We start from the raw sequence: 22,520 nt of genomic DNA, 5'->3' as shown, positions 1-22,520 counted from the left end.
CGCTATACCGCGCCATCGCCGCATGAGCGCGGCATACATCGATACCTTGCGCTAAGGCGCAGGGCAGATAACCGATGACCCCGCGCCCAAAAGACCAAATCGGGCGGATGGGCGGAAATCCATCGAGTTTTTCAACGAAATCGGCCGACTGCGGACGTAATGATTGCAAAGCGCCAGAAAGAAAGCCAGTCCGGCAAAGACGACGACAGGCAGATACTGCGGCCGCTTCGCGAATAGGTTGGTGCCATCAGCCGGCTGCGGGCGGGAACTCTCTCCCCACATAAGCCGTATCCCGCATGCCGGACACAGAGAGTGCTTGGCCGTTTCTGGTCACTTCGGCCAAGTCCGACGAGTGGTGCAGCGCTTCCTCAACAAGCCCATGGCAGCAAGTGGTCGGACTGCACCACAATCGTCACTCGATGGCTCACGCCACCTGAGCAGCCGTCGCTTGCCCTTGCGCGACAGAGACAGCCTCCGTTACCGCCAGTTCCGCCATCGCCAGCGCTGCCTCGCGGGTTTTGGCGGCGGCGATGAAGCGGCCGTTGTGGCAGAAGGTGGCGCCCGCAACGCCGCAGGCGGCCTCGAGGTCGGCGTTGGTGAGGCCGGCCCAGGCGGCCGGCAGGTCGGCGCGCAGCTCGAAGCCCTCGTCGGCGCGGCGGATGCCGGTCAGGCACCAGTCCTTGTCGCGCGGGTGGACGACAAACAGCAGGTGATCGGCGCCTGCCTTGACGATGGCGGGACGGAACGGCATGCCCATCGGCAGCTCCAGCACACGGGCCTCGCCGGTATCGACGATCGCCTGGTGCACGACGGCTTCCGCACGCAGTTTTGCGGCGCTACGGCCGATGCTGGCCTCGACGAAACTGCGGGCGATGGCGAGGGCTGAATGGAAGGCGCGATCATCGGCGCCGGGATCGGTCTCGTCGAAAACCGGTTTCAGGGTTTCGAGCAGCGCCGGCAGCGTCAGTCCGGCGAGCGGCCCGGCAACGGAGGGGCTGAGCGCGCCATTGTCCACCAGATCGATTGGCAGCACGAAGCTCTTGTCGAAGGAGGCGTGCACCGCCTCGACATGCGCTTCCGGGACACCGGAGGCGGCGAGATAATCGCGGCCATAATGCTTCCAGATCAGGCCGAACGAGCTGTAGGGCTGGCCATCATCGCGCAGCGGTGCGCCGCGCTGGTGATGGTCGAAGATCCTGGTTTCAGCGTCATAGGCGCCGCCGACGTCGTAGATGATGCGGTCGGTGCCGGGTGTGATCCACTCCGGCGCCCGGCTGCGCACGATCTTCGCCTCAGGGAACAGCCGGGTCAGGATGACGCTCGACATGAGCTCATCGGCATGGAAGCCACCGGAATGGGTGACGAGGAATTCTGGGCTCATGCCGGGATACGCCTTGTGGTTTTCTGAAGAAAGTTCGCCCGAGGGGCGTTTGCGATGGCACCAGATAGCCTTTGCCAGACGCCATCTCAACCCTCTGATCGCTTATTCCGGGGTTCGCGCCCTCATCCGGCACGGCCTTGCGTTTCAGACGGAGGTGCTTTCGGTTCCGGCCCGGAACACCAAGCGGCGGCCCGATCCGGAGGATTTCGCCGCACGCGGATAGGCCGCCGTCAACCCACAACGGATCTGCCGCCGGGGCGCAGCCCCGCGCCGTTGCCCCGCTATGCGGGACGATGGATGGGAACCACGCGGCGCGGACAGAAGACCTGTGCCTCTTATCGCTCGCCGGCCACTTTCCGTTTCACCCCCTGCCCGAGATCGAGCGACCAGGTCTGGCCCACCAGGTCCTTGCCGAAGGAATGGTGCGGCGCCTCCTCGGTGAGCGTGAAGCCGGCGCGCTCGTAGATGCGCCGGGCCGAGGTCAGCACGCTGTTGGTCCACAGCACCAGCGTGTGATAGCCGACAGTGCGGGCGCGCTCGATGCAGGCGGCAACCAGCGCCGCCCCGACGCCGCGTCCGCGCGCATCCGGCTCGACATAGAGCAGCCGCAGCTTGGCCACATCAGGCTTGTCGCCGGCCACGAGGAAGATCGAGCCGACGACGCGGCCGTCGATTTCGGCGATCCAGGCGGCCTCGCGGGCCGGGTCGAAGGATTTTACGAAATCCGCGAGGATGCCCGCAGCCAGCGCCTCATACTCCTGGTTCCAGCCATATTCCTGAACATACAGCACGGTCTGGCGATGGATGATCCAGCCGAGATCGCCCGGCTTCAGATCGCGCAGCATTAAGTCCCCGCCTGCCTTGTCCTCAAGGATCTCGCTGATGGTGCTGGTGGCCGCGATCAACCGCTTGCGCTCGGTCGATGGCAATGTATCCAGCAGCTTGCCGATCGCCTCGCGGGTGTTCTGCTCCAGGGCGGTGAACGCCTTGCGCCCGGCAGGGGTGAGCGAAATCGGCTGGCGGCGGCCACCCTCCGGATGGTCCGACTTCTCGACCAGCCCGCGATCGGAGAACCGCTTTAGCGTGCGGCTGAGCTGGGCACGGTCGACTTGAAGCGTCCGCATCAGCTCGGCCGCCGTCGTCTCTTGCCGATGGGCAAGCTCGTAGAGGATACGCGCTTCGGTGAGCGTGAACGGGCTCTGGTCGAGATGGGCGTTCAACAGGCCCAGACGGTTGGTGTAGAGACGGTTGAAGGCGCGCAGCGCCGCCACATCAGGGTGATCGTTGGTGAGTGCCATGGGAAATGATCCAGCATGAGTTGACTCAATCAACAACGGTTTGTTGATTGAGTCAACATAAAATGGCAATCGGTCGAGGCGTATTAGTTCCTGGCCCCGAGCGCCAGCCGGCAGGCAAGGCCAGCAAAGACGGTGGCGAGCAGATATTGCGGCAGCTTCTTGAAGCGGGTGGGCGACGTGAACCGGCTGCGGATCCGGCCGCCAAGCAGGATCACCGCGCCATTGACGAGAAAGCCGATGCCGTTCAGCACCGTCGCCAGCACCAGCGTCTGCACGATCATCGCGCCGTTTTCGGGCCGAATGAACTGCGGAAACAGCGCCAGCACGAACAGCGCCATCTTCGGGTTGAGCAGGTTGGTGAGCAACCCCTCGCCAAAAATCCGCCGGAGTGACAGCCGCTTCAGCGACGCGGACGGCGAAAAGTCGATCGCCTGCGAGCGCAGGGTCTTGAAGGCGAGATAGAGCAGATAGGCGCAGCCGACCCAGCGCACGATCTCATAGGCGATCGGCACGGTGGCGATCAGCTGCGACAGTCCGAGGGCGGCGGCAAGCGCATGGCAATAGGTGCCGAGCGCGATTCCGGCATAGGTGAGGAACCCCGCCCCCTGCCCCTGGCTGACGCTGCGTGAAGCGATCAGCGGCATATCGGGACCGGGCGTGGCGGTTAGCACCAGCGACGCGGCGGCAAAAAGTGCAAGTGTGGAAAAATCCGGCATGACATCTTCCTTTGAGGTGGCCGGAATTTCGGTTTAGCCGGATTCGTGGGAATGGCAAGGCCGGCGTGAAAGCCGCCTTACGGCCTGTGGGGATGCGGGGTCGGCAAAAGCGGGTGCATCATGCGGTTGCGAGCTCAAGTGCCAGCATTGTGGAATATCGGGCGCAAGGCTGATGATCGCCGTTCGCCCATCACTTGGACGCTTGCTTGCCGCGCGAAGAACCAATGCGGATTTCGGCATTCGACAACAAGACAGATCCAAGTTGTATTCGACATGATTTGACCGTAGGAGACGTTGTCATATTGTAATCAGGGGTTGAAACTTAATGACCATTTCATTCAAGCGATTGCTCGCAGCCACGCTGATCGGCTTTACCCTCATGCCGGGTCTGGCCCACGCGGAATCCTTGGCCCAGCTCGAAAAGCAGGGCTATAAGGTCAGCAAACTCACCAAGAACAAGGCCGGCCTGCATGGCTGGGTCGCATCGAACGGCGACAAGCGCTTCTTCTGCCGCATGAATGTCAGCATAGCCGTTGTCAGCAAGAAAGAGCTGGTCAGCATCACCTCGGCCGGTAACCTGGTCAAGCTGAACCGCGCCACCTTCGAAGCGACATTGGGTGGGCCTGATCCGTCCCTGCCCCTCTGGAGCGACCTTCAGGCCGGCCGCGTCAAGGCGCCTCACGTCAAGGGCTGCACGCCCCTTCGCTGACCGACACGGGGCAGGCCTGCTCCCTGCTCTGGGCGCGGGTCTGCTGCAGGATTGCCCGGCAGTACCCTCCGCAGACAGTGACGACGCAAAGCCAGCCACCGGCGATGTTCCTTTCACCGCAAAAGTCATGCCCGCACCAGTTTTTTTGAGCGGGCACACCCGTCGCCTCAGGCACTATATCATAAGGTTTCCAAACGATTTTTCATTGCGGCAGACGCTTGCCTGCCAAAGGGCCCAGCGGCTCTGTCCACTCAAAAATGCCGGGACCAGCTTGCCTTGGCGATCGCCCTGACTATATTAGCGAGGCCTGAACGCCTCTCATTATTCGAGTCGCACGATATTTTCGGGCCCCCTTCACCCGACGAAACTCCTTGTCGGTGGACGAACGAAGGAGACACTTCATGTCCTTTAAGAAAAATCTGAATAAGGCTTCCGACGCCACTGTTTCGCGTGTCAGCATCGGAGCCGCTGTAAAGCGTTCGCGTGAATCCCACGGCTACACCGTCGATGATATGTCGGTAACCACAGGCCTGACGGAAACGGAAATCTCCAAGGTCGAACTTGGTGCCGATACCGATCCCGTCAAGCTGCAGCGCATCGCTGCCGCCCTGCAAGTCTCGCCTACCACCTTCACCGCCACACACTAACGGCGGTGCCGGGCACATAGTGTCCGGGCCGGGCACATGCCCACCCCGAAATGCGACCTACGATAGACCATTCTCTTGCAGCAAGGCTCAACCGCCGCTGCTTCAAGCCGAGAGTCTGGACTGAAATCTGGCCCAGCGGCCATTGGCTCAAAAAGGGAAAGCCGGGGTTTTCGCCCCGGCTTCCTTCGTTTTTGGAAAGCTCTTCCGCAAAGACGTTCATTGCCGCAACGGACCCACCGTCATGCTCACCGCAATGTTTTGCCTCCCGTGACGTCGATCAGTGCTCTCCTCACCGTCCCGGTGAACGGACAAGGCGATTGGATCCCTGGGAGAAAAACGTGGAAACCGGATAAGGCAATGCGAGTGGCGGCATCTCGTCCGGCCCGAAATATCGAAGCGATCTTGTCTCGCTGTCTGTCCACTCCCCGCAGTCGTCAACGATCCGGCACCCGAACAGTGTGACGATGTATTCGACGTGATCGCCATTCGGATAGGTGTAGCGAAATTCCCGCCCACCGAAGACGCCGAGAATGGTTGCAGGCACAACCGTAAGGCCGGTCTCCTCCACCACCTCGCGAATGACGGCCTCCTGCGGCGTTTCGCCGGGCTCGATAGCGCCGGCAGGCAGGCTCCACCCCTCGCCCGAAGATTTCTCCTGCAGCAGCAGATTGCCCGCGTGGTCATGGATGACGGCGGCGACGGAGGGAAGCAGGAGCAAGCGGTTTCCGATCAAACCGCGCAGTTCCGCCAGATACGATCTCATCGGGCTCATCGGGGCGCTTTCCATGAGGTAGCGGGCCAATGTCGAACACCGGGACGAATTAGGCAAGTGCCTCCATGAGGCGTGGTCGCGCCCGACGTCGATCCTGGCATCCGTTTCCTCGACAGCACGCCGCGCAATGGTCGAGCCCGCCTGCGGCGGCGCGGCGACGATCGCTTGCTGCAGCAACGAAAAAAGCCGGAGCATGCGCCCCGGCCTTTCCTATGCATTTGATCGCTAAAACTTAGTTCTTCGCCTTGTCGACCAGCTTGTTCTTGCCGATCCACGGCATCATGCCGCGCAGCTTGGCGCCGACTTCTTCGATCTGGTGGTTGTCGTTGACCCGGCGGATGCCCTTGAAGCGGGCCGCACCCGACTTGTATTCCTGCATCCATTCCGAGGTGAACTTGCCGGTCTGGATGTCGGTGAGAACGCGCTTCATCTCGGCCTTGGTTTCTGCCGTGATGATCCGCGGGCCGGTGACGTATTCGCCCCACTCTGCCGTGTTCGAGATCGAGTAGTTCATGTTGGCGATGCCGCCTTCATAGATCAGGTCGACGATCAGCTTGACTTCGTGCAGGCACTCGAAATAGGCCATTTCCGGCGCGTAGCCGCCTTCGACCAGCGTTTCGAAGCCGGCGCGGATGAGCTCGACGAGACCGCCGCACAGAACTGCCTGTTCGCCGAAGAGGTCGGTTTCGCACTCTTCCTTGAAGTTGGTTTCGATGATGCCCGAACGGCCGCCGCCGACGCCGCAGGCGTAGGAGAGCGCGAGGTCAAGGGCGTTGCCCGAAGCGTCCTGGTGAACGGCAACGAGGCAGGGAACGCCGCCGCCCTTCTGGTATTCGCCGCGAACCGTGTGGCCCGGGCCCTTCGGTGCGATCATGACGACGTCGAGCGTCGCCTTCGGCTCGATCAGGCCGAAGTGAACGTTGAGGCCGTGTGCGAATGCGATGGCAGCACCGTCACGGATGTTGCCGGCGATGTCAGCCGTGTAGATTTCGGCCTGCAGTTCGTCCGGCGTTGCCATCATGATCAGGTCGGCCCACTTGGCAGCTTCGGCGACCGAAAGAACCTGGAGGCCATCGGCCTCGACCTTGGCAGCCGTTGGCGAACCCGGCTTCAGCGCGACGCGGATTTCCTTGGCGCCGGAATCCTTCAGGTTCAGCGCGTGGGCGCGGCCCTGGCTGCCGTAGCCGACGATGGCGACCTTCTTGGACTTGATGAGGTTGATGTCGGCATCACGATCGTAATAGACGCGCATTTGAATGGTCCTTCCCGTTGCTATCAGTTGTATTTCCGCTGCACGATGCCTGAACCGGGATCGATCCAGGCGCCATGCAGCAATTCCGTTTCTGCAGCGGCCTTTGCGCGTCTTCAACACGCGGCGCTGCAATTCAGTTCTGCAGCGGCCTTTGCGTGTCTTCGACACGCGCCGCTGCAATTTCAGTTCCGCAGCGACCTTTGCGTGTCTTCGACACGCGGCGCTGCAGGCGGAGATCTCCCCCGCCGTTAAACCTTCCGGCCGTAGAGCGTGAGAAAGGCGCTGACCGCCTGCTCCGCCTTGCGGCCGAAACTCTTTTTCATCTCGCCGGCCTCTTCGCCGAGCAGCATCTTCAGGTGCCAGTCGGAAACGACCAGCCCGTAAAGCGCGCCATAGGCTTCGTCGGCATCGTCAAACGCGAGCAGCCCCGCCTTGCGGCCGGCCTCCAGCAGAGCGGCAGCACGCCGCCCGATCTGCCGGCGTCCGCGCTCCTGCAGCATGTGGCCGAGCTTGGAGCCTTCGCGGCTCGCCTGGCCGATCGCCAGCCGGTTCAGCGCCAGCGACACGTCGCCGGCAAGAACCTCGAGCAGATCCTTGGCGAAGACAACCAGATGCCGGCTCAGGCTTTCGGCGTCGAGCGCGCTCGCGGCGACATCCAGCGTGCGCACCTTGCTCGCCTGGAAACCGATCATCGCCGATAACAGCCCGTCGCGATCGCCGAACCACTTGTAGAGGCTTTCCTTCGAACAGTTGGCAGCCCGCGCGACACCGGCGGTCGTCAGCGCCTTCTCGCCGCCGTCAACAAGCAGACGCAACGCCTCTTCGAGGACGACACCCTGACGCTCGGTCAGGCCGCTCCCGGCATTCGCCTCTTTTGTCGCAGCAACGCTTTGCACCTGGCTCCACCCATTTGAGTACCGTACGGTACGGTTCGCAGTGTTCTAATCAAGCGCGACGGAAGCGTCAAGGCGATTTTGTCGAGTGGGCGAAATTTCGACAGCGGCAGCGGATGTGGATCCTCATGGGCTGAGGATGCAAAACTGGAAGAGCTCGACGCCCCGCGGGATAGAAGGATGTCGTCGTGATCTTGTGCTTAACCAACGCTCCGAGTTTCAGGGACACCCGCTATTTCCGGCACGACAGCGACGCAATCTCTGCATGCCGCTGCGCGCTTGCCGGCGTTGGTGCGATGGCAACCATGCGCCACCAGCAGACATTCAGGTCCTCGCTTATCTTCGACTGGCTCGGGCCGTTGAACGAACCCGCTGCGCGGGAGGGCGTCTGCGGTTGAGGTAGAGGGCACAGGCTGAAGGTTGCGCCTGGATTGAACGTCGTCCGGCAAGGGCGGAGCATGACGAGCTTCTTCAACAAGGGAGCCTGACCATGCAGTACCCCCATCTCGACACGCCCGTCAGCCCGCTGCGCCAGCGGTTGATCGACGACATGAACATGCGACGTTTCTCACGCGAAACGCAGCGCAACTATCTCCGCGACATCGGTCGCCTGGCAACCTTCCTCGGGCGTTCACCAGACACGGCGACCGCCGACGACCTGCGCCGGTTCCAAATCGAGCAGCAGGAGGATGGCGTTCCCGTTCCGACGATGAACAGCATCGTGTCGGCGCTACGGTTCTTCTTCACCCAGACCGTCGACCGCCCGGACCTGGCGCGCAGGCTCGTCCGGCTGGCGCATCCTCGGAACCTGCCTGTGGTGCTGAGCCGCGACGAGGTTGCCCGGTTACTCAATGCCACCACCTGCCTCAAGCACCAGGCAGCATTGTCGGTCGCCTATGGCGCCGGCCTACGTGTTGCGGAGGTCTCCATGCTGAAGGTCGCCGACGTCGACAGCGAGCGGATGCTGCTGCGCGTCGAACGTGGCAAAGGCGGGCGCTATCGCAATGCCATGCTTTCGGAGGGCCTGCTCACCCTGCTGCGCCAGTGGTGGAAGGTGGGGCGGCAGCAGGGTGTGATGCATCGCGACGGCTGGTTATTCCCTGGCCAACACGCAATGAAGCCGATCAGCACGCGGCAGCTCTATCGCATCGTCGTTGAGGCGGCCCAGGCCGCCGACATCGCCAAGCGGGTCGGGCCGCATACGCTGCGCCACAGCTTCGCCACCCACCTGCTGGAGGACGGCACGGACATTCGGATCATCCAGGTCCTGCTCGGGCACGCAAAACTCAACAACACCGCCCTCTACGCCAAGGTGGCGACCAGGACGGTCCGCACAGTTACGAGTCCGCTCGACAAACTCGGCCTGTTCAAGCCGGAAGAAGCCTTCCCCGACGGTTGAGCCTTGCGTGCCTCGATCGAGGTCGCCGACATCTTCCGTGTTGCCGGGGCAGCGTACCGGCGCGCGCATGCAGGACATCTGAGCCTGCCGCAACTGAAGGTGATGTCGGCGATCGAGAACTGCCGCACTGCGGCCCTCGGCGGTCACGTCGAGGCCTGCGAGGACTGCGGCCAGTGGCGGATCGCCTACAACTCCTGCCGCAATCGGCATTGCCCAAAGTGCCAGGGCGCAGCGGCACGGACATGGCTTGCCGAACGCGAGGCTGATCTGCTTCCAGTCGGCTACTTCCACGTCGTGTTCACCCTGCCGGCCGAGGTCGCCGACATAGCGTTCCAGAACAAGGCGCTTGTCTATGACCTGCTGTTCAAGGCGGCGTCGGAGGCGATGCTGACCATCGCGGCCGATCGCAAGCACCTCGGCGCGCGCATCGGCATCACCGCCGTGCTCCACACCTGGGGATCGGCGATGACGCACCATCCGCATGTGCACATGATCGTTCCGGGCGGCGGCATCACGCCAGACGGAAGCCGATGGATATTATCGCGCCCGGCCTTCCTGCTTCCGGTACGCGTACTCAGCAAACTGTTTCGACGACTGTTCCTCACCCGGCTGGTCGCTCTGCACGACGCCGGGCGGCTCAGATTTTTTGGCGCACTTGCTCATCTCGCCGAGCGGCAGGCATTCTTGCGGCATCTATCTCCGGTCCGAAAGAAACGCTGGGTGGTCTATGCGAAGGCGCCGTTCGCGGGTCCTGAGGCCGTCCTTGCCTATCTGTCGCGCTATACCCACCGGGTGGCAATCTCGAACCGCCGCCTGATCACCTTCGACGAAACTGGCGTCACCTTCCGCTACAAGGACTACCGCCGCGGCTGCGCGGACCGGCAGCAGATCATGACGCTCGCGGTCGATGAGTTCATCCGCCGCTTCCTGCTCCATGTCTTGCCGCGTGGCTTCCATCGTATCCGGCACTACGGCCTGCTCGCCGGCTCAGCCCGCAAGACCAGCCTCGCGCTCGCACGCGAACTCCTGCACGTCGCCGCACCAGCCGACAACGGCACACCAGGCGAACCGGATGACTTCCGCCCGCCATGCCCCTGCTGCGGCGGACGAATGATCGTCATCGAGGTGTTTGAACGCTGGAGGCAGCCGCGCGGGCCGCCGGATGCGCCGGCGACGAACCGGGAGACAGCTTCATGACCCGGCATGGCATGGTCAAGACTTCAGTCGCAGGCGCCCCGCCTCCGGCAACCGACCCGCACGCGTCCGTGGTGATCATCGCCGCCGACAGGGTCGCGGCGAGCCTCGGCCAGGCCCGGAAAGCAACGCGGGCGCGCAAAGAAGCGACCTGCCCGCCATCTATCATCCCACTCCCTGACTGCGATCCTGGTACCGCGCACATGAGCCGCAGACTGAAATCTCCATAGCCTTCGACTGGGGTCCGCGGGTTCCTTCCTCGGGGACTTTCGTACGCCTCGCGGCGCCCGAAACTCTTCACGGAAGTGGACGCACTGCTTCCAGCGGTAATCGATGGCAGACATTCCCGCGCAGAAGCGAAGTCCTTGGCTGATCCCTGGAGACCATTGCCTTCGCCCAGTCGGAACGTCGCCAAGGGGCGAGACGTGACACTGGTGGTGGCGGCGCAAAACAGCGGCTGACAATCTGTCGGCCTCTGATCCCGGCCCTGACCGTCAGGAACTTCTTGACCATGCCGAAGGCGGTCACGAATGCCCCGCGATATGGTCGACAAGGCGAGGCGCTTCCTCGGCGATCGCCAGGATGATGCCTGACTTGCGTGTGGAGGCGAAGTCCAGCCCTGCGAAATAGAGGCCCGGCAGGGCGGCCACGCCATCCTCATGAACAGGCTGTCCCGCGCTGTCGAGCACACCGGGAAGCCTCATCCAGCTGAAATCGCCCTTGAACCCGGTGCACCACACCACGCTCGCTATGCCGGAGCGGGAGAGATCGAGCGAACCGATCGGCGGGTTCTGTCGACGCAGCGCGACCGTCTCCGCCGGGTCGGGCTCGGCAGGGGGCGCATCGATCCCGGCGCGGCTGATATAGTCGTCGACATGGCGTTTGACAGTGTCGGAGGCTTCATCCGCAAAGCGGACATTCGCTTCGAGATCGTCGGCAAACGAGAGGTTGCCGCCATCCTCGATGCCGGTGAGACGCCCAAGAAGCGCGACACCTTGGGCGCTCAGCGCCTGAAGGCTTATCGTATGCACCGAGCCGAGCACACCGCGCGGCGGGATGCGTCCCGCAAGTCGAATGACCTCCTCTCGCCGCACGTCGAGAAACCCGCTTTCGAGCAGCCAGACCATGATGTCGCGACCCCGGTAGCGCCGCGGGAGCCGCCCGACACGACTGGTCGCAAGGAAGACCTTTCGGCCCGCTTCCGCCAATTCCTCGGCGATCTGAGCACCCGATTGGCCGCTTCCGACCACCAGTACCGATCCATCTGGCAAATCAGCAGTGCTGCGGTAGCCGGAAGCGTCGATCTGATGGAGAGCCGGCGACAACGCGGGCGCCCAGACCGGGCGCACCGGGCAATTCAAGCAGCCGCTTGCGACGATAACGTTGTGCGCCCAAAGCGTGCCGTGTGAAGTGGTGAGCCGATAGGCGCCATTCTCGTGCGCGAGTTCGCTTACCGCGGTATCCGGTTCGATCGGCAGCGTGTTGCGCCGGGCGAAATCCTCAAGCAGAGCGACGAACTGCTCGCCCGTCATGGCACCATCCGGATCCGGACCGTCATAGCAGTCGCCCGGCATGACGGTCTGCACATTGGGAGTATTCATCCGAAAGCAGTCCCATCGCTGTGTGCGCCAGGTCTCTCCGATGCGGCCCCGCTCCAAGACACTGTGGCGCAGGCCCCGTCGTGCCAGCCAATAGCTGACACCCAGGCCGGCCCAGCCGGCCCCGATGACGACAGCATCGAGAACATCGCCGTCATCAGTCATCTGCTGCGGTGATCCCATAATCGCCCCCGGCAATCCCGCCATCCCCGCGCAGCATTAAGCCCTGTCGACGGCAACGAGTCCAGCACCGCCGATTTCCGCGCGGCTGGCCGTTCGCATTCCGGTTCGCGGCCCTCTCGCCAGACCGCAAGGCGATCCCGCCTGATGCGAAGCAGATCGCTTCGTCGCTGGTGCGGTGACTGTGAAAGAGCTCCCGTCGATCTCCGGTGCGTGACAGGACTCCCCTTACGCGAACCGGGCCGCTGTTCTCGCGCGCGCCCTTGCCGCGACTTCCTCGCGATCGCGAGGGGGTTGAGAAGTCTCCAGCGAATCCAGCAGCTCGCGGGCGCATGCCGCGACTGAATTGACCGCGCGCTCGAACGCAGCCTCATTGCGTTTCGATGGTTTGTTCGTGCCGCTCACCTTGCGCACGAACTGTAGCGCGGCGTCACGAATCTCCTCGTTCGTCGCAGGCGGATCAAAATTGAACAAGGGTTTGATATTCCGGCACATGACTTGCTCCCGGGCGTGTCACTGACAGGAGGGTGGCGAAGCATACGAAAATAGTCGCGTGAGCGCCAATTGCAACGGACGGGCCAAGCCGGGCCGCGTGGGAACGCTGCGCACTGCATGCCCGGAAAACGAGCGTGATCTTGGCTGACGGTTGCAATCGCGCCATGAGCCGGATCAGTTGAAAAGGGTTGAAACGCTTTGCTCCCTGGCGGTGCGAGCGAGGGCTTCGCCGATCAGCGGCGCAATTGTGACGCGTCGGATATTGGCGGTCTGGCGGTGAGCTTCGGTTTCCTGAATGGAATCGGTCACGACCAATTCCTTGAGGTTGCTGGCGCCAATGCGTTCACAGGCGCCTTCGGAAAGCACACCATGGGTGATGTAGGCAGAAACCTCCTTGGCACCAGCCTCCAGCAGGGCTTCCGCCGCATTGATCAGCGTGCCGCCGCTATCTGCGATGTCGTCGATCAGAAGACAACTTTGCCCGGACACATCGCCAATGATGCCCATCACTTCCGAGACACCGGCGCGGGGTCGCCGTTTATCGACAATGGCAAGATCGGCACCAATGCGCTTGGCGATGGCGCGAGCCCGCGCCACGCCGCCCACGTCGGGCGAAACGATCGTCAAGTTCTTGGTGTCGTAGTGCTTTTCAATATCGCGGGTCATCACCGGCGCTGAATAAAGATTATCGGTCGGTATATCGAAAAAGCCCTGAATCTGGTCGGTATGGAGATCGACGGTGATGACGCGGTTAACACCTGCACCGGCAATCATATTGGCGACCAGCTTGGCCGAGATCGGAGTGCGGCCGGTGGCGCGGCGATCCTGGCGAGCATAGCCGAAATACGGGATCACGGCCGTGATCCGGCGGGCAGACGAGCGGCGCAGTGCATCGGTCAGGATCAGCAACTCCATCAGATTGCCGTCGGCGGGGGCGCTCGTTGACTGGAGAATGTACACGTCCTCGCCGCGCACATTCTCATGGATTTGAACGTAGATTTCCTGGTCGGCGAAACGCTTGACCGTACAGTCTATGAGGGGAAGTTCCAGGTGGCTGGCAATAGCCTGGGCCAGGGCGCGGTTCGAGTTACCGGTCACCAGCTTCATCAGCGCGATCCTGTTTCAAGGGGCCTTCGAGAGGAAAAGACCTTCCAGTTTCGCGGGGCACCTTCAGAGCCTTCCCCCAGACTCGCAACACGGCACCTCGCATTGCTTGCGCAATAGGGCGAAAACGTCGGGAGAAATCAAGATTTATCTGCCGCAGAGGCCTGTGCTTCGAGACTGATTTTTGCGGCAGCCCAATGACCGGTTTGGGCTCCACAAGCGGTCGTCAGCATCTCGGTCGATTACCTATCTGCTCAAGCTCAAGGACGTTTCCCTCCGGATCGCGCGCATAAGCAATAAGAAATGGCTTATCCGGCGTCCCAAAGTCCGTGATTTCGCCGATCTGCGCCCCGCCGGCTTGGATGATTTCCGCGAGCACCACGCTGATATCTTCCATCTGGAATGACAGGTGCCCGAAACCGGGCTCATTCACCCTTGGCTGGTCTCGATCATGAGTGACCTTGTGCTCATGTATCTCCAAGAATGGGCGTTCGAGTTCGGGGAATGTCAGCCAGATCGTACATATCTCAGAGTTCGAAATACCATTGCCGCGCGACACTTTTTCCCCGGACACCATCTTGGGTTCACGAAGGGATTCGCATTTCATGACATTCATGTAGAACGCTGCGAGCGCTTCCGCATTTCGGGCTACCAAGTTGATGTGGGCAAGTTTCATGACGGTCGATATCCTCGGCTATGAGGCAACCATATTCATTGGTCGGGAACAACGAAAGAAGTCTCCTTCAGGCCGTCAACGGTCATTGGAGGCATTTGCCAGGCAGGACCGCATTCATGCGCCTGGGGCTCGGCGTTTGTACCCCTGATCCGCCTGCCGGCATCTTCTACAACGAGTGTGGCGAGCTTGTCGCCAGATCCTCGCAACCTGAGCGCAGAGGACAGCCGCGTCCCCTCTTCCCGCCTGAGGCCAGCGCAAATCTCGCAAGGCTTTTGAAGCGCGCCCGCGCCTCAGGCGCCGGTGCGCCGGTGGGCTGGAATGACGCCGCCAAGGATGCCGCGCACCAGGATGCGTACCGCCTGCGCCCGGCCAGCATCATCCGCTGAACGCTCCAGAAGCTGAACCAGCGATAGCCCCTCCAAACCGGCGAGCAAGGCTTGCGCGTGGACGCGCGCCCCGCCCTCGCTCACGCCATCGCCACCCAACCGCTGCAAAACTGCCGCGAGCGCCTCGGTCCCCCGCGCCAGCCGGGCGGAGAAGATCGCTGCAATCCGCTCGCTGCGGTGGCTGGCGCCGACGATCTCGAGCCAGGCCGCCGCCTCGCCGGCGTTCCAATCCCGCATCTGACGGTCTCGGGGCTGAAGGGGTAACACCAGGGGCATCCTGGTTGCGGGGAGCACTCCGCCTCCCCGCAGCCAAAACATTACAATAATATAATGATCTCAATGCTTCCCGCTCCGGCCGTTTGTGCCTATTTGCTGCTAGGATGAATCGCGCCTGGAACGATGGCGCTGGCAAGGCCAGGTATGGGGCCGGGTATGGGCATGAACAAGACAGGCAAGACGGCACGCACCGAGACCACCGCACGCGAGGAAGCGACGCCCAACGTCACCTTCATTCCCGGTGCCACCCCCATCCGGCGCAAGCGACGCACGCGCACCTGGCTGTGGATCCCCGTCGTCCTCGCCGTCCTCGGCGCCGGCTATTATGGCTGGACGCGCTATGCGACCAATCCGACCGGGGCTGCCATGGTCACCCAGGCCGTTATGCGCGGCGACATCGAAAACAGCGTCACCGCCGTCGGCACACTTGATGCGGTCAAATCGGTCGATGCCGGCGCCCAGGTCTCCGGCCAGTTGAAGGCCCTGCATTTCGATATCGGCGACAAGGTCGAGCAGAACCAGCTCGTTGCCGAAATCGACCCCGCCACCATCGAAAACCGGATCGAGATCGACCAGGCCGAGCTTGCCAATCTCCAGGCGCAGCTCGTGTCGAAGAAGGCCCAGCTCGTGTTGAAACAGGCCAATATCGATCGCCAGCGCAATCTGGTCGCCGCCAACAGCATCGCCCAGTCGACGCTCGACCAGGCAATCGCCGATCTTGCCGCCGCCGAGGCCGACGTCAACGCCATCGAAGCGCAGATCCGCAAGCAGCAGGCGACCCTTGCCGGCGACAAGGTCGATCTCGGCTACACCAAGATCTTCGCGCCGATGGGCGGCACCATCGTCGCCAACCCGGCCAAGGAAGGCCAGACGCTGAACGCCAACCAGACGACGCCGACCATCGTCACCATTGCCGATCTCTCGACCATGACCGTCAAGGCGCAGGTGTCTGAGGCCGATGTCGGCAAGCTCAAGGTCGGCATGGACGCCTATTTCACCCTGCTCGGCCAGCCGGGAAAACGCTTCGAAGGCAAGCTGCGCCAGATCCAGCCGATGCCGGACACGGCAAACAACGTCGTGCTTTATTACGCCCTGTTCGACGTTCCCAATCCTGATGGCGAGTTGATGATGTCGATGAGCGCCCAGGTGTTCTTCGTTCAGTCATCAGCCAAGGACGTGCTGATCGTGCCGAGTGCTGCGCTGCGCATGACCGGCGAGAAGGATGGCGGCCAAGCGGCCGGCAAGCGTGGCGGCAATGCGAACGCCGCCGGTGGCAAGGCAGGCGCTGCCGGCGGCAGCGCCGAGCTCACCGTGGTCACACCCTCGGGCGCGCCCGAAACCCGCGCCGTCGACGTCGGCATCCGCAACCGCGTCAACGCCGAGATCACGAGCGGCCTCAATGAAGGCGACACCGTCGTCGTCGCCACCGGCACCGATACCCCGGCGGCGAGCACCCGTGGCAGCCAGCGCGGCATGCGCATGCCGCCGATGTTCTGAGACCGGCCATGACCCCGCTCCTCTCGCTCCGGCACGTCAGCAAGACCTATTTCAACGGCGATCTCGCCGTCGAGGTGCTGCATGGCGTCTCGCTCGACATCGAGGCCGGCGAGTTCGTCGCGATCATCGGCCAGTCCGGCTCGGGCAAGTCGACGCTGATGAACATTCTCGGCTGCCTCGACCAGCCGACCGAGGGCGACTATCTCATCGACGGCGAGCGGGTGTCGGGCTTCGACACCGACGAACTGGCGGCGCTCAGGCGGCGCACCTTCGGCTTCGTCTTCCAGAGCTACAATCTCATCCCCACCGCAAGCGCACAGGAAAACGTCGAGGTGCCGGCCGTCTATGCCGGCATGTCGGCACGAGACCGTCACGATCGCGCAGGCGCCCTGCTGCATCAGCTGAAGCTCGGCGAGCGGCTCGACCACCGCCCAAACCAGCTTTCCGGCGGCCAGCAGCAGCGGGTATCGATCGCCCGCGCGCTGATGAACGGCGGCCGCGTGGTGCTGGCGGACGAACCGACCGGCGCGCTCGACAGCCAGAGCGGCTCCGACGTCATGGCGCTCTTGCGCGACATGAACGACAATGGCCATACGGTCATCGTCATCACCCACTCACGCGAGGTCGCCGAACAGGCCGACCGGCTGATCGAGATCCATGACGGCCGCATCGTCGCCGACCGCACCAAGAAGAGCCGCAGCAATCCGGACGCAGCCCATGCGCTCAGCCGGACGGTGAGCGAGGGCTCGGCTGCGATCGCCGACGTCACCGAAGCGGTGAAGATGGCGTTCCGGGCGTTGCGCGCCAATCTCTTCCGCACCATCCTCACTTTGCTCGGCATCGTCATCGGCGTCGGCTCGGTCGTCGCCATGCTGGCGATCGGCACCGGCGCGCAGGATTCCGTGCTCAGCCGCATTTCCTCCATGGGCTCCGACCTCCTGGTGGTCAGGCCGAGCATGGCCAATTTCCGCGGCAGCGCCGGCGGCAGCAATGTCACCCTTGTTCCTGCCGATGCCGACGCCATCCTCGAGGTACCGAATGTCGCCTTCGCCGTGCCCGAGTTGACCAGCACCGTCACGGTCCGGCGCGGCAATGTCGACTACCAGACCAGTGCCAACGGCACGGTGCCGCAGTTCACCACCGCCAAATCCTGGAAGATACAGCAGGGCGAATTCCTCACCCAGGACGACATGGACACCTATGCGCCGGTGGCGGTCCTCGGTCAGACCGTGGTCAAGACGCTGTTTCCTGAAGGAGACAATCCGCTCGGGCAGTATGTGCTCGTCAACAAGATCCCCTTCCAGGTCATCGGCGTGATGGCGGAAATGGGCGCCACCTCCTTCGGCAACGACCAGGACGACGTCGTGCTCGTGCCGCTGACGACGGGCAGCATGCGCCTCTTCGGCCAGCGCAACGTGCGCACCATCACCGTGCAGGTGAAGGACGCGGCCGCCATCGACATCACGCAGCAGACCATCCAGGCGCTTCTCAACCAGCGGCACAAGCGCGAGGACACCCAGATCACCAACATGTCGTCGGTGCGCGAAGCCTTCACCGAAACCTCCAATACGATGAAGCTGTTTCTCGGCTCGGTCGCCGCCATCTCGCTGCTCGTCGGCGGCATCGGCGTGATGAATATCATGCTGGTCTCGGTCAGCGAGCGCACCCGCGAAATCGGCGTGCGCATGGCAACCGGCGCGCGCCAGCGTGACATCCTCCTGCAGTTCATCATCGAGGCGCTGGTCGTCTCGGCGATCGGCGGCACGCTCGGCGTCGTCCTCGGTCTCGGCACCGGAGCGCTCGCCGGCCAGTTCGGCATGCCCGTTTCGTTCACGCTCGGCCCCGTCGCACTCGCCTTCGCCTGCGCCTTTTTGACTGGCCTCGTCTTCGGCTTCCTCCCCGCCCGCAATGCTTCCCGCCTGCAGCCGGCGGTGGCACTCAGTGCCGATTGAGGCAAGCGGAGATTTTTCAACGAAATCCGCCCATTGCCGACACTCTTGTGTCATGCAACAACAACGCGAAATCCCTTATCAGGCGCATTTAGCACTCGGCATGCAACGCAAGAAACCGCTTTATCGCAAGGTGAACACCCGAACGCACGGTGTGCGGCACGGTGACGGCGGCGAGTGGCGAGAGTCACGAGGCACAAAGGCCGTCAAACTGGATCTGTCTCATAACGGCTCGATGCACTCTCACCACCGGCATGGATTGGACTACACACCGCTGTTCCGGTTTCTCCTTTCACGCGTTGGCAACGATTGGAACGAAACCTACAGCGAAGCCGTCGCTCGGATTGATCGCTCTGATCCCATCTTTTGGCTGGTCGCCCGAAGCGAAGATGAACGACAGCCGTATGTGCGCCTCGGCGAGAGCTCATACTACAGCGGCCTATATGTTGATGAGAACAAGCACCTGGCATTGGTGGACCCGACGCTCACCGTCGACAATATGAAGCCCACTTGCAGATGCTGTACACACACTTTCAACGGGGAACGCTTCACACAGCCGTATGACGAGAGTTGAAGCGGCATCATGTAGCCACCGAGACTTTGCCAATCTTTGCATTCTGACCGGATCGCTTGACAAACCAAGAGGATTACTTGCTCAACCTCATATTCTACAGCGACCAGCTTTTCCCCGAATGTTCGGCAATCGACCTCCGGCTCGTGGACTTGCTGAAGGCCCGCGGCGGCGGAAACCGCATCGCCTATGTCGCCTCCGGCCCGGAACCGGACCGCAGCTTCTTTCTGGCCGGCCAATCCTATTATGGCAGACACGATCTCGATCTCGCGCTGTTCTACGATCTCGACGAGCCGCATCCCGCCGAAGATATCGCCGGGCTCTTCGCCTCAGACGCCATTCACCTCGCGGGCGGCCACACCGGTGAATTTCTGCAACGGCTGAAACGAAGCGGGATGCTCGGGCCGCTCCGCAATTGGGCGCCCTCCGGCGGCATCCTCATCGGCGTCAGCGCCGGCGCCATTCTCATGGGCCCGACGATCGCCACCGACGCGCTCTTCATCGGCCGCAGACCGGAGGAGATAACGGACGGCAATGCCCTCGACCTCATGCCATTCGAGTTCTTCCCGCATCTTAGTGACGAGGACACCTACCTGCCCGACCTGCTGCGTTACAGCACCGGCACGGCGAGGCCGATCGTAGCATGCAACGATGGCGACGGTGTCGTTGTTGCGGGTGGAAAGATTGAGTGCGTGGGAAATCCGCTGTGGATCTCCGGTGGCGCCGTACGCGCGCCAGGCGAAATCGAGCTTGGCGGCTTTTCGATAGCGTAGCCCTCAGTTCGCGGCACTCGCGCTGGCGCTACGGCATGCCGCGCAAAACTGAACAGCGAAAAAACAAGAGCCGCGAGCGCGGCAAGAAGATCCTGAGATCGCGGCGCGTTTTCGCGCCGACGAGGCCGTCGCAGATGCCTTTCGTCGTCTACATCGCCCCCGCACGCGCGGCTTCGGAATATCGCGCAGTCGCTGCGGTTCCTCGCGACGACGCCGGCGCGCTTTCGGTGCGCCTTCCCTGCCACGCTTCGGCAGGTGTGACGCCGATGTCGTCCAGACGCTCCGCGTCCAGTTCGCGCAGATTTTGCAACTGCCAGAGCCGCGAGCGCGGCGAAGCGGCGAGAAAGAGGCCAAGTTCCCTGAGCATGTCGAACACCCATGTTTTGCTGCTGATCATGCTCGCATTGTGCAAGGCATCGATCTATAAATGAAGCTTGGATGTTCTATGCAATGCATAAGGATTTCTTTGGTATGGCAACCCTCAACCTGGACTACCTCAAAACCTTCGCGCTGGTCGCCGAACTCGGCAGCTTCTCCGCCGCCGCGGAGCGCCTGGGGCTGACGCAGCCGGCCATCAGCCTGCAGGTGCGCGCGCTGGAAAAGCAGCTCGGCGTGCGCCTCGTCGAGCGCGTCGGCCGCACTGCAAGGCCAAGTGCCGCCGGCGCCGAACTGCTTGCGCATGTTGGCCGCATCGAGGCCGCGACAAACGAGGCTGTCGACGCGGTGGCACGCCACTCCAAGGGCGTTCTCGGCCGCGTGCGGCTCGGCACCGGCGCCACCCCTTGCGCCTTCATGCTGCCGCCGCTTCTCGCCGATCTCAATTGCCGCTTTCCCGATCTCGACATCACCGTGGCGACGGGCAACAGCGCCGACATTGTCAGGGCTGTCGACGACAATCTGCTCGACATCGGGCTGGTCAGCCTCCCCGTCTCCGGCCGCATGTTCGAAGTCACCCCGCTTTTCGACGAGCGCTTCGTCGCCATCGCTCCGGCGGAGACCTCGCTCCCCGACACCGTGACGGCGGAGACATTGGCGCAACGACCGTTGATCCTTTACGAGCCGGGCGCCAACACCCGCCGGCTCACCGATGAATGGCTGGCGGCAGACGGCGGCACCGCCGTCAAACCGGTGATGGCGCTTGGCAGCGTCGCCGCGATCAAGGAGATGGTCGCCGTCGGCCTCGGCGCGGCGCTCGTTCCGGAGATCGCCTTGCGCGCGCATGATCGCGAACGGCTGGTCGTGCGACCGCTGTCGCCGCCACTCTCGCGCCGCTTCGCCCTCGTGCTGCGCCGCGACAAACGGCTTGATCGAGCCCTGCGCGAAACGCTGGCTGCCTTGAAGACGCTGGCGGCGCTGGAGCCGGAGCCCCTGATATAGGCTGCAAGGTTGCGGCCACGAGACCGGCGCATTGTTCCAGCCTTTCAAATCATGCAAGCGCGTCCAGTTGCCGCAAGAGCTTGAAGCCTACGTAGTCGCTGCACCGGAACTGCCGACGGTAGTAGCAGTCCCAATAGCTCATCACCCGGTCACAGGTGAGCTTATAAAACGCCGGATTTGCCTTGATAAATGTTGAGACAACGTCCCGCTCCAAGTCGGGCAGAGCCGCGTAGATGTCATGGATGATCTCGACGACGTATTCGCCGATCAACGCGATGACGAAAGGAATGGACCAGGGCTTATTGATGTGAAGGATTTCTTGCAGAGCGGCCTGACGTCCGAAGCCATCGGAACTGCGCGTCAGCATGCACAGTGCAATTTGGCGCCGTTGCAGGTTCAGCCCTACAAACTCCGGCTTTGTCGAGGGAAGAACCCGACCAGGTATGTGCAGGATCTCGCCGAGAACGTTGACCGAAAACGGTTCGGAAACGTAGTCGGAATTCAGTTTGAGTGCTGAAACAGCAATCGCGGACTGGGAGCGGAGTGCACTCGGGAAGGCTTCTGGAAACGTCTTTTCCACCATCAATCAACTCCAGAAATGCAGCCCCACCAGGGACATGTGGCCGCAACATTATCCGCGAGGCAATATCCCCGCAAAAGCTGACGGCTGCATCAAGAACTGCGTAACACAAGGGGTCAGGATTTTCAGAAACGAGCCCTACAGATGCCGCACCTCTGATGGTGTCGAGCCCCAGTCATCGTGCAGTCCGTCGAAGTAGGTGACGGGTGCAGCCATCAGTTCGTCGATATCGACGCCGTCGAGGCAGGCGACGTTGATGTTGTAATAGGTGTGTCCCGTCATGTTCGGTGCGTCGATCCGCTCGAACGGGCGCACGCCGCAATGGCTGCAGAAGAAATGATGGGCGACCGGGTTGCGACCGCGATAATCCGCTAGCGCCTCTTCGCCGGCGATCAGACGGAAAGCCGACGGCGCCACCTCCACCGACCACAGCCGCATCTTGGTACAGAGCGTGCAGTTGCACTTGCCGGTCCCGGCGCTGAGATCGACATCTGCCTCGATGTAAACTGCGCCGCAATGGCAGCTGCCAGTGTAGGTCTTCAGCATTCCGCCCCTCCCGCCTTGCCTGAAAATCCCAAATCCAAGGTCCTGCGGCGTGTGTGCGTCCCATCTGACGCGACGCTGCCAAGCCGCGCAAACTATGCCACCGGCCGCCGTTGTTGAAAATCGCGGAACTGTGCAGCAGATGCCTTAAAGCCGGTACAATGCGGCCTGGCCCGTGTCAGCGGTGTCATAAGGCAGATGGCGCCAATGGTTCTTCAACCTGGCTCGTGCAAACGCCGGCGCGATGCTACATT

The 22,520-nt window shown here is 62.7% G+C and carries 23 protein-coding genes; 9 read left to right on the top strand and 14 right to left on the bottom strand.

The window, feature by feature from the left end:
• Nucleotides 1–424: 424 nt before the first annotated feature.
• From ASD03_RS29070 to ASD03_RS29055, 3 genes are all read right to left on the bottom strand, one after another.
• On the bottom strand, nucleotides 425–1,381 hold the full coding sequence (locus tag ASD03_RS29070; RefSeq protein WP_025427581.1) for an MYG1 family protein: 957 nt from the start codon (nucleotides 1,379–1,381) through the stop codon (nucleotides 425–427).
• Nucleotides 1,382–1,716: 335 nt separating this feature from the next.
• Nucleotides 1,717–2,679 carry a helix-turn-helix domain-containing GNAT family N-acetyltransferase gene (locus tag ASD03_RS29060; RefSeq protein WP_025427583.1) on the bottom strand — a complete coding sequence of 321 codons (963 nt, stop codon included), beginning with the start codon at nucleotides 2,677–2,679 and terminating at the stop codon, nucleotides 1,717–1,719.
• Between the two features lie 83 nt (nucleotides 2,680–2,762).
• Nucleotides 2,763–3,395, bottom strand: coding sequence for a LysE family translocator (locus ASD03_RS29055; protein ID WP_057217716.1), 633 nt, complete (start codon nucleotides 3,393–3,395; stop codon nucleotides 2,763–2,765).
• Nucleotides 3,396–3,720: 325 nt separating this feature from the next.
• Here ASD03_RS29055 and ASD03_RS29050 point away from each other — a divergent pair, with 325 nt between their 5' ends.
• The gene (locus ASD03_RS29050) at nucleotides 3,721–4,104 is read left to right on the top strand and encodes a hypothetical protein (RefSeq protein ID WP_025427585.1); all 384 of its coding nucleotides are present in this window, start codon (nucleotides 3,721–3,723) and stop codon (nucleotides 4,102–4,104) included.
• Between the two features lie 401 nt (nucleotides 4,105–4,505).
• Nucleotides 4,506–4,751, top strand: coding sequence for a helix-turn-helix domain-containing protein (locus ASD03_RS29045; RefSeq protein ID WP_025427586.1), 246 nt, complete (start codon nucleotides 4,506–4,508; stop codon nucleotides 4,749–4,751).
• Between the two features lie 289 nt (nucleotides 4,752–5,040).
• On the opposite strand, the gene ASD03_RS29040 is transcribed toward ASD03_RS29045, so the two are convergent.
• From ASD03_RS29040 to ASD03_RS29030, 3 genes are all read right to left on the bottom strand, one after another.
• Complete coding sequence (locus ASD03_RS29040; protein ID WP_244445411.1) at nucleotides 5,041–5,523, bottom strand: NUDIX domain-containing protein; 483 nt, start codon at nucleotides 5,521–5,523, stop codon at nucleotides 5,041–5,043.
• Between the two features lie 232 nt (nucleotides 5,524–5,755).
• The gene (gene ilvC / locus ASD03_RS29035; protein WP_025427588.1) at nucleotides 5,756–6,775 is read right to left on the bottom strand and encodes a ketol-acid reductoisomerase; all 1,020 of its coding nucleotides are present in this window, start codon (nucleotides 6,773–6,775) and stop codon (nucleotides 5,756–5,758) included.
• A 248-nt stretch (nucleotides 6,776–7,023) separates the two neighbouring features.
• Entirely contained in the window at nucleotides 7,024–7,671 is a 648-nt protein-coding gene (locus ASD03_RS29030; protein WP_025427589.1) for a TetR/AcrR family transcriptional regulator C-terminal domain-containing protein, read from the bottom strand.
• A gap of 487 nt (nucleotides 7,672–8,158) precedes the next feature.
• Here ASD03_RS29030 and ASD03_RS29020 point away from each other — a divergent pair, with 487 nt between their 5' ends.
• Both ASD03_RS29020 and ASD03_RS29015 read left to right on the top strand, forming a co-directional pair.
• Nucleotides 8,159–9,067 (top strand): tyrosine-type recombinase/integrase, encoded by a 909-nt coding sequence (locus tag ASD03_RS29020; RefSeq protein WP_057217714.1) that lies wholly within the window; start codon nucleotides 8,159–8,161, stop codon nucleotides 9,065–9,067.
• Nucleotides 9,068–9,070: 3 nt separating this feature from the next.
• The gene (locus tag ASD03_RS29015; RefSeq protein ID WP_057217712.1) at nucleotides 9,071–10,264 is read left to right on the top strand and encodes an IS91 family transposase; all 1,194 of its coding nucleotides are present in this window, start codon (nucleotides 9,071–9,073) and stop codon (nucleotides 10,262–10,264) included.
• A gap of 521 nt (nucleotides 10,265–10,785) precedes the next feature.
• On the opposite strand, the gene ASD03_RS29010 is transcribed toward ASD03_RS29015, so the two are convergent.
• The 5 genes from ASD03_RS29010 to ASD03_RS28990 all read right to left on the bottom strand — a co-directional run bounded on the left by ASD03_RS29010 (nucleotide 10,786) and on the right by ASD03_RS28990 (nucleotide 14,937).
• The gene (locus tag ASD03_RS29010; protein WP_025427593.1) at nucleotides 10,786–12,024 is read right to left on the bottom strand and encodes an NAD(P)/FAD-dependent oxidoreductase; all 1,239 of its coding nucleotides are present in this window, start codon (nucleotides 12,022–12,024) and stop codon (nucleotides 10,786–10,788) included.
• 243 nt (nucleotides 12,025–12,267) lie between these two features.
• Entirely contained in the window at nucleotides 12,268–12,534 is a 267-nt protein-coding gene (locus tag ASD03_RS29005; protein ID WP_025427594.1) for a DUF2277 domain-containing protein, read from the bottom strand.
• A gap of 174 nt (nucleotides 12,535–12,708) precedes the next feature.
• Nucleotides 12,709–13,641, bottom strand: a complete 933-nt coding sequence (locus tag ASD03_RS29000; protein ID WP_025427595.1) for a ribose-phosphate pyrophosphokinase — start codon at nucleotides 13,639–13,641, stop codon at nucleotides 12,709–12,711.
• 223 nt (nucleotides 13,642–13,864) lie between these two features.
• Nucleotides 13,865–14,314 carry a VOC family protein gene (locus ASD03_RS28995; RefSeq protein WP_057217710.1) on the bottom strand — a complete coding sequence of 150 codons (450 nt, stop codon included), beginning with the start codon at nucleotides 14,312–14,314 and terminating at the stop codon, nucleotides 13,865–13,867.
• Nucleotides 14,315–14,604: 290 nt separating this feature from the next.
• Nucleotides 14,605–14,937, bottom strand: a complete 333-nt coding sequence (locus ASD03_RS28990; protein ID WP_025427597.1) for a TetR family transcriptional regulator C-terminal domain-containing protein — start codon at nucleotides 14,935–14,937, stop codon at nucleotides 14,605–14,607.
• Nucleotides 14,938–15,138: 201 nt separating this feature from the next.
• Between ASD03_RS28990 and ASD03_RS28985 the strand changes: the two genes are divergently transcribed.
• The 4 genes from ASD03_RS28985 (at nucleotide 15,139) to ASD03_RS28970 (ending at nucleotide 19,766) form a co-directional block, all read left to right on the top strand.
• Entirely contained in the window at nucleotides 15,139–16,473 is a 1,335-nt protein-coding gene (locus tag ASD03_RS28985) for an efflux RND transporter periplasmic adaptor subunit (RefSeq protein ID WP_025427598.1), read from the top strand.
• 8 nt (nucleotides 16,474–16,481) lie between these two features.
• On the top strand, nucleotides 16,482–18,425 hold the full coding sequence (locus ASD03_RS28980) for a MacB family efflux pump subunit (protein WP_025427599.1): 1,944 nt from the start codon (nucleotides 16,482–16,484) through the stop codon (nucleotides 18,423–18,425).
• Between the two features lie 52 nt (nucleotides 18,426–18,477).
• The gene (locus tag ASD03_RS28975) at nucleotides 18,478–18,996 is read left to right on the top strand and encodes a hypothetical protein (protein WP_225906317.1); all 519 of its coding nucleotides are present in this window, start codon (nucleotides 18,478–18,480) and stop codon (nucleotides 18,994–18,996) included.
• A gap of 77 nt (nucleotides 18,997–19,073) precedes the next feature.
• Nucleotides 19,074–19,766, top strand: a complete 693-nt coding sequence (locus ASD03_RS28970) for a Type 1 glutamine amidotransferase-like domain-containing protein (protein WP_207207599.1) — start codon at nucleotides 19,074–19,076, stop codon at nucleotides 19,764–19,766.
• Nucleotides 19,767–19,914: 148 nt separating this feature from the next.
• On the opposite strand, the gene ASD03_RS39415 is transcribed toward ASD03_RS28970, so the two are convergent.
• Complete coding sequence (locus ASD03_RS39415; protein WP_128090489.1) at nucleotides 19,915–20,163, bottom strand: DUF1127 domain-containing protein; 249 nt, start codon at nucleotides 20,161–20,163, stop codon at nucleotides 19,915–19,917.
• 74 nt (nucleotides 20,164–20,237) lie between these two features.
• Between ASD03_RS39415 and ASD03_RS28960 the strand changes: the two genes are divergently transcribed.
• Nucleotides 20,238–21,143 carry a LysR family transcriptional regulator gene (locus tag ASD03_RS28960; RefSeq protein ID WP_025427603.1) on the top strand — a complete coding sequence of 302 codons (906 nt, stop codon included), beginning with the start codon at nucleotides 20,238–20,240 and terminating at the stop codon, nucleotides 21,141–21,143.
• Nucleotides 21,144–21,192: 49 nt separating this feature from the next.
• On the opposite strand, the gene ASD03_RS28955 is transcribed toward ASD03_RS28960, so the two are convergent.
• Nucleotides 21,193–21,726 carry a hypothetical protein gene (locus ASD03_RS28955; protein WP_025427604.1) on the bottom strand — a complete coding sequence of 178 codons (534 nt, stop codon included), beginning with the start codon at nucleotides 21,724–21,726 and terminating at the stop codon, nucleotides 21,193–21,195.
• Nucleotides 21,727–21,861: 135 nt separating this feature from the next.
• Nucleotides 21,862–22,269, bottom strand: coding sequence for a GFA family protein (locus tag ASD03_RS28950; RefSeq protein WP_025427605.1), 408 nt, complete (start codon nucleotides 22,267–22,269; stop codon nucleotides 21,862–21,864).
• Nucleotides 22,270–22,520: the final 251 nt, after the last annotated feature.

It is taken from the genome of Ensifer sp. Root127 (genome assembly GCF_001425225.1).
In the GTDB taxonomy this organism is placed as follows: domain Bacteria; phylum Pseudomonadota; class Alphaproteobacteria; order Rhizobiales; family Rhizobiaceae; genus Ensifer; species Ensifer canadensis.
Note: the sequence above shows the minus strand (reverse complement) of the source record. Positions and strands in the feature narration are given on the sequence as shown.

What these genes read in the sequence shown, in the direction of transcription:
- ASD03_RS29050 (WP_025427585.1), top strand. Translation starts at nt 3,721, where the DNA reads ATGACCATTTCATTCAAGCGATTGCTCGCAGCCACGCTGATCGGCTTT.
- ASD03_RS28955 (WP_025427604.1), bottom strand. Translation starts at nt 21,726, where the DNA reads ATGGTGGAAAAGACGTTTCCAGAAGCCTTCCCGAGTGCACTCCGCTCC.
- ASD03_RS29010 (WP_025427593.1), bottom strand. Translation starts at nt 12,024, where the DNA reads ATGACTGATGACGGCGATGTTCTCGATGCTGTCGTCATCGGGGCCGGC.
- ASD03_RS29000 (WP_025427595.1), bottom strand. Translation starts at nt 13,641, where the DNA reads ATGAAGCTGGTGACCGGTAACTCGAACCGCGCCCTGGCCCAGGCTATT.
- ASD03_RS29005 (WP_025427594.1), bottom strand. Translation starts at nt 12,534, where the DNA reads ATGTGCCGGAATATCAAACCCTTGTTCAATTTTGATCCGCCTGCGACG.
- ASD03_RS29040 (WP_244445411.1), bottom strand. Translation starts at nt 5,523, where the DNA reads ATGAGCCCGATGAGATCGTATCTGGCGGAACTGCGCGGTTTGATCGGA.
- ilvC (WP_025427588.1), bottom strand. Translation starts at nt 6,775, where the DNA reads ATGCGCGTCTATTACGATCGTGATGCCGACATCAACCTCATCAAGTCC.
- ASD03_RS28980 (WP_025427599.1), top strand. Translation starts at nt 16,482, where the DNA reads ATGACCCCGCTCCTCTCGCTCCGGCACGTCAGCAAGACCTATTTCAAC.
- ASD03_RS28995 (WP_057217710.1), bottom strand. Translation starts at nt 14,314, where the DNA reads ATGAAACTTGCCCACATCAACTTGGTAGCCCGAAATGCGGAAGCGCTC.
- ASD03_RS29070 (WP_025427581.1), bottom strand. Translation starts at nt 1,381, where the DNA reads ATGAGCCCAGAATTCCTCGTCACCCATTCCGGTGGCTTCCATGCCGAT.
- ASD03_RS28985 (WP_025427598.1), top strand. Translation starts at nt 15,139, where the DNA reads ATGAACAAGACAGGCAAGACGGCACGCACCGAGACCACCGCACGCGAG.
- ASD03_RS28960 (WP_025427603.1), top strand. Translation starts at nt 20,238, where the DNA reads ATGGCAACCCTCAACCTGGACTACCTCAAAACCTTCGCGCTGGTCGCC.
- ASD03_RS39415 (WP_128090489.1), bottom strand. Translation starts at nt 20,163, where the DNA reads ATGATCAGCAGCAAAACATGGGTGTTCGACATGCTCAGGGAACTTGGC.
- ASD03_RS29060 (WP_025427583.1), bottom strand. Translation starts at nt 2,679, where the DNA reads ATGGCACTCACCAACGATCACCCTGATGTGGCGGCGCTGCGCGCCTTC.
- ASD03_RS29020 (WP_057217714.1), top strand. Translation starts at nt 8,159, where the DNA reads ATGCAGTACCCCCATCTCGACACGCCCGTCAGCCCGCTGCGCCAGCGG.
- ASD03_RS29045 (WP_025427586.1), top strand. Translation starts at nt 4,506, where the DNA reads ATGTCCTTTAAGAAAAATCTGAATAAGGCTTCCGACGCCACTGTTTCG.
- ASD03_RS28975 (WP_225906317.1), top strand. Translation starts at nt 18,478, where the DNA reads ATGCAACAACAACGCGAAATCCCTTATCAGGCGCATTTAGCACTCGGC.
- ASD03_RS29055 (WP_057217716.1), bottom strand. Translation starts at nt 3,395, where the DNA reads ATGCCGGATTTTTCCACACTTGCACTTTTTGCCGCCGCGTCGCTGGTG.
- ASD03_RS28990 (WP_025427597.1), bottom strand. Translation starts at nt 14,937, where the DNA reads ATGCGGGATTGGAACGCCGGCGAGGCGGCGGCCTGGCTCGAGATCGTC.
- ASD03_RS28950 (WP_025427605.1), bottom strand. Translation starts at nt 22,269, where the DNA reads ATGCTGAAGACCTACACTGGCAGCTGCCATTGCGGCGCAGTTTACATC.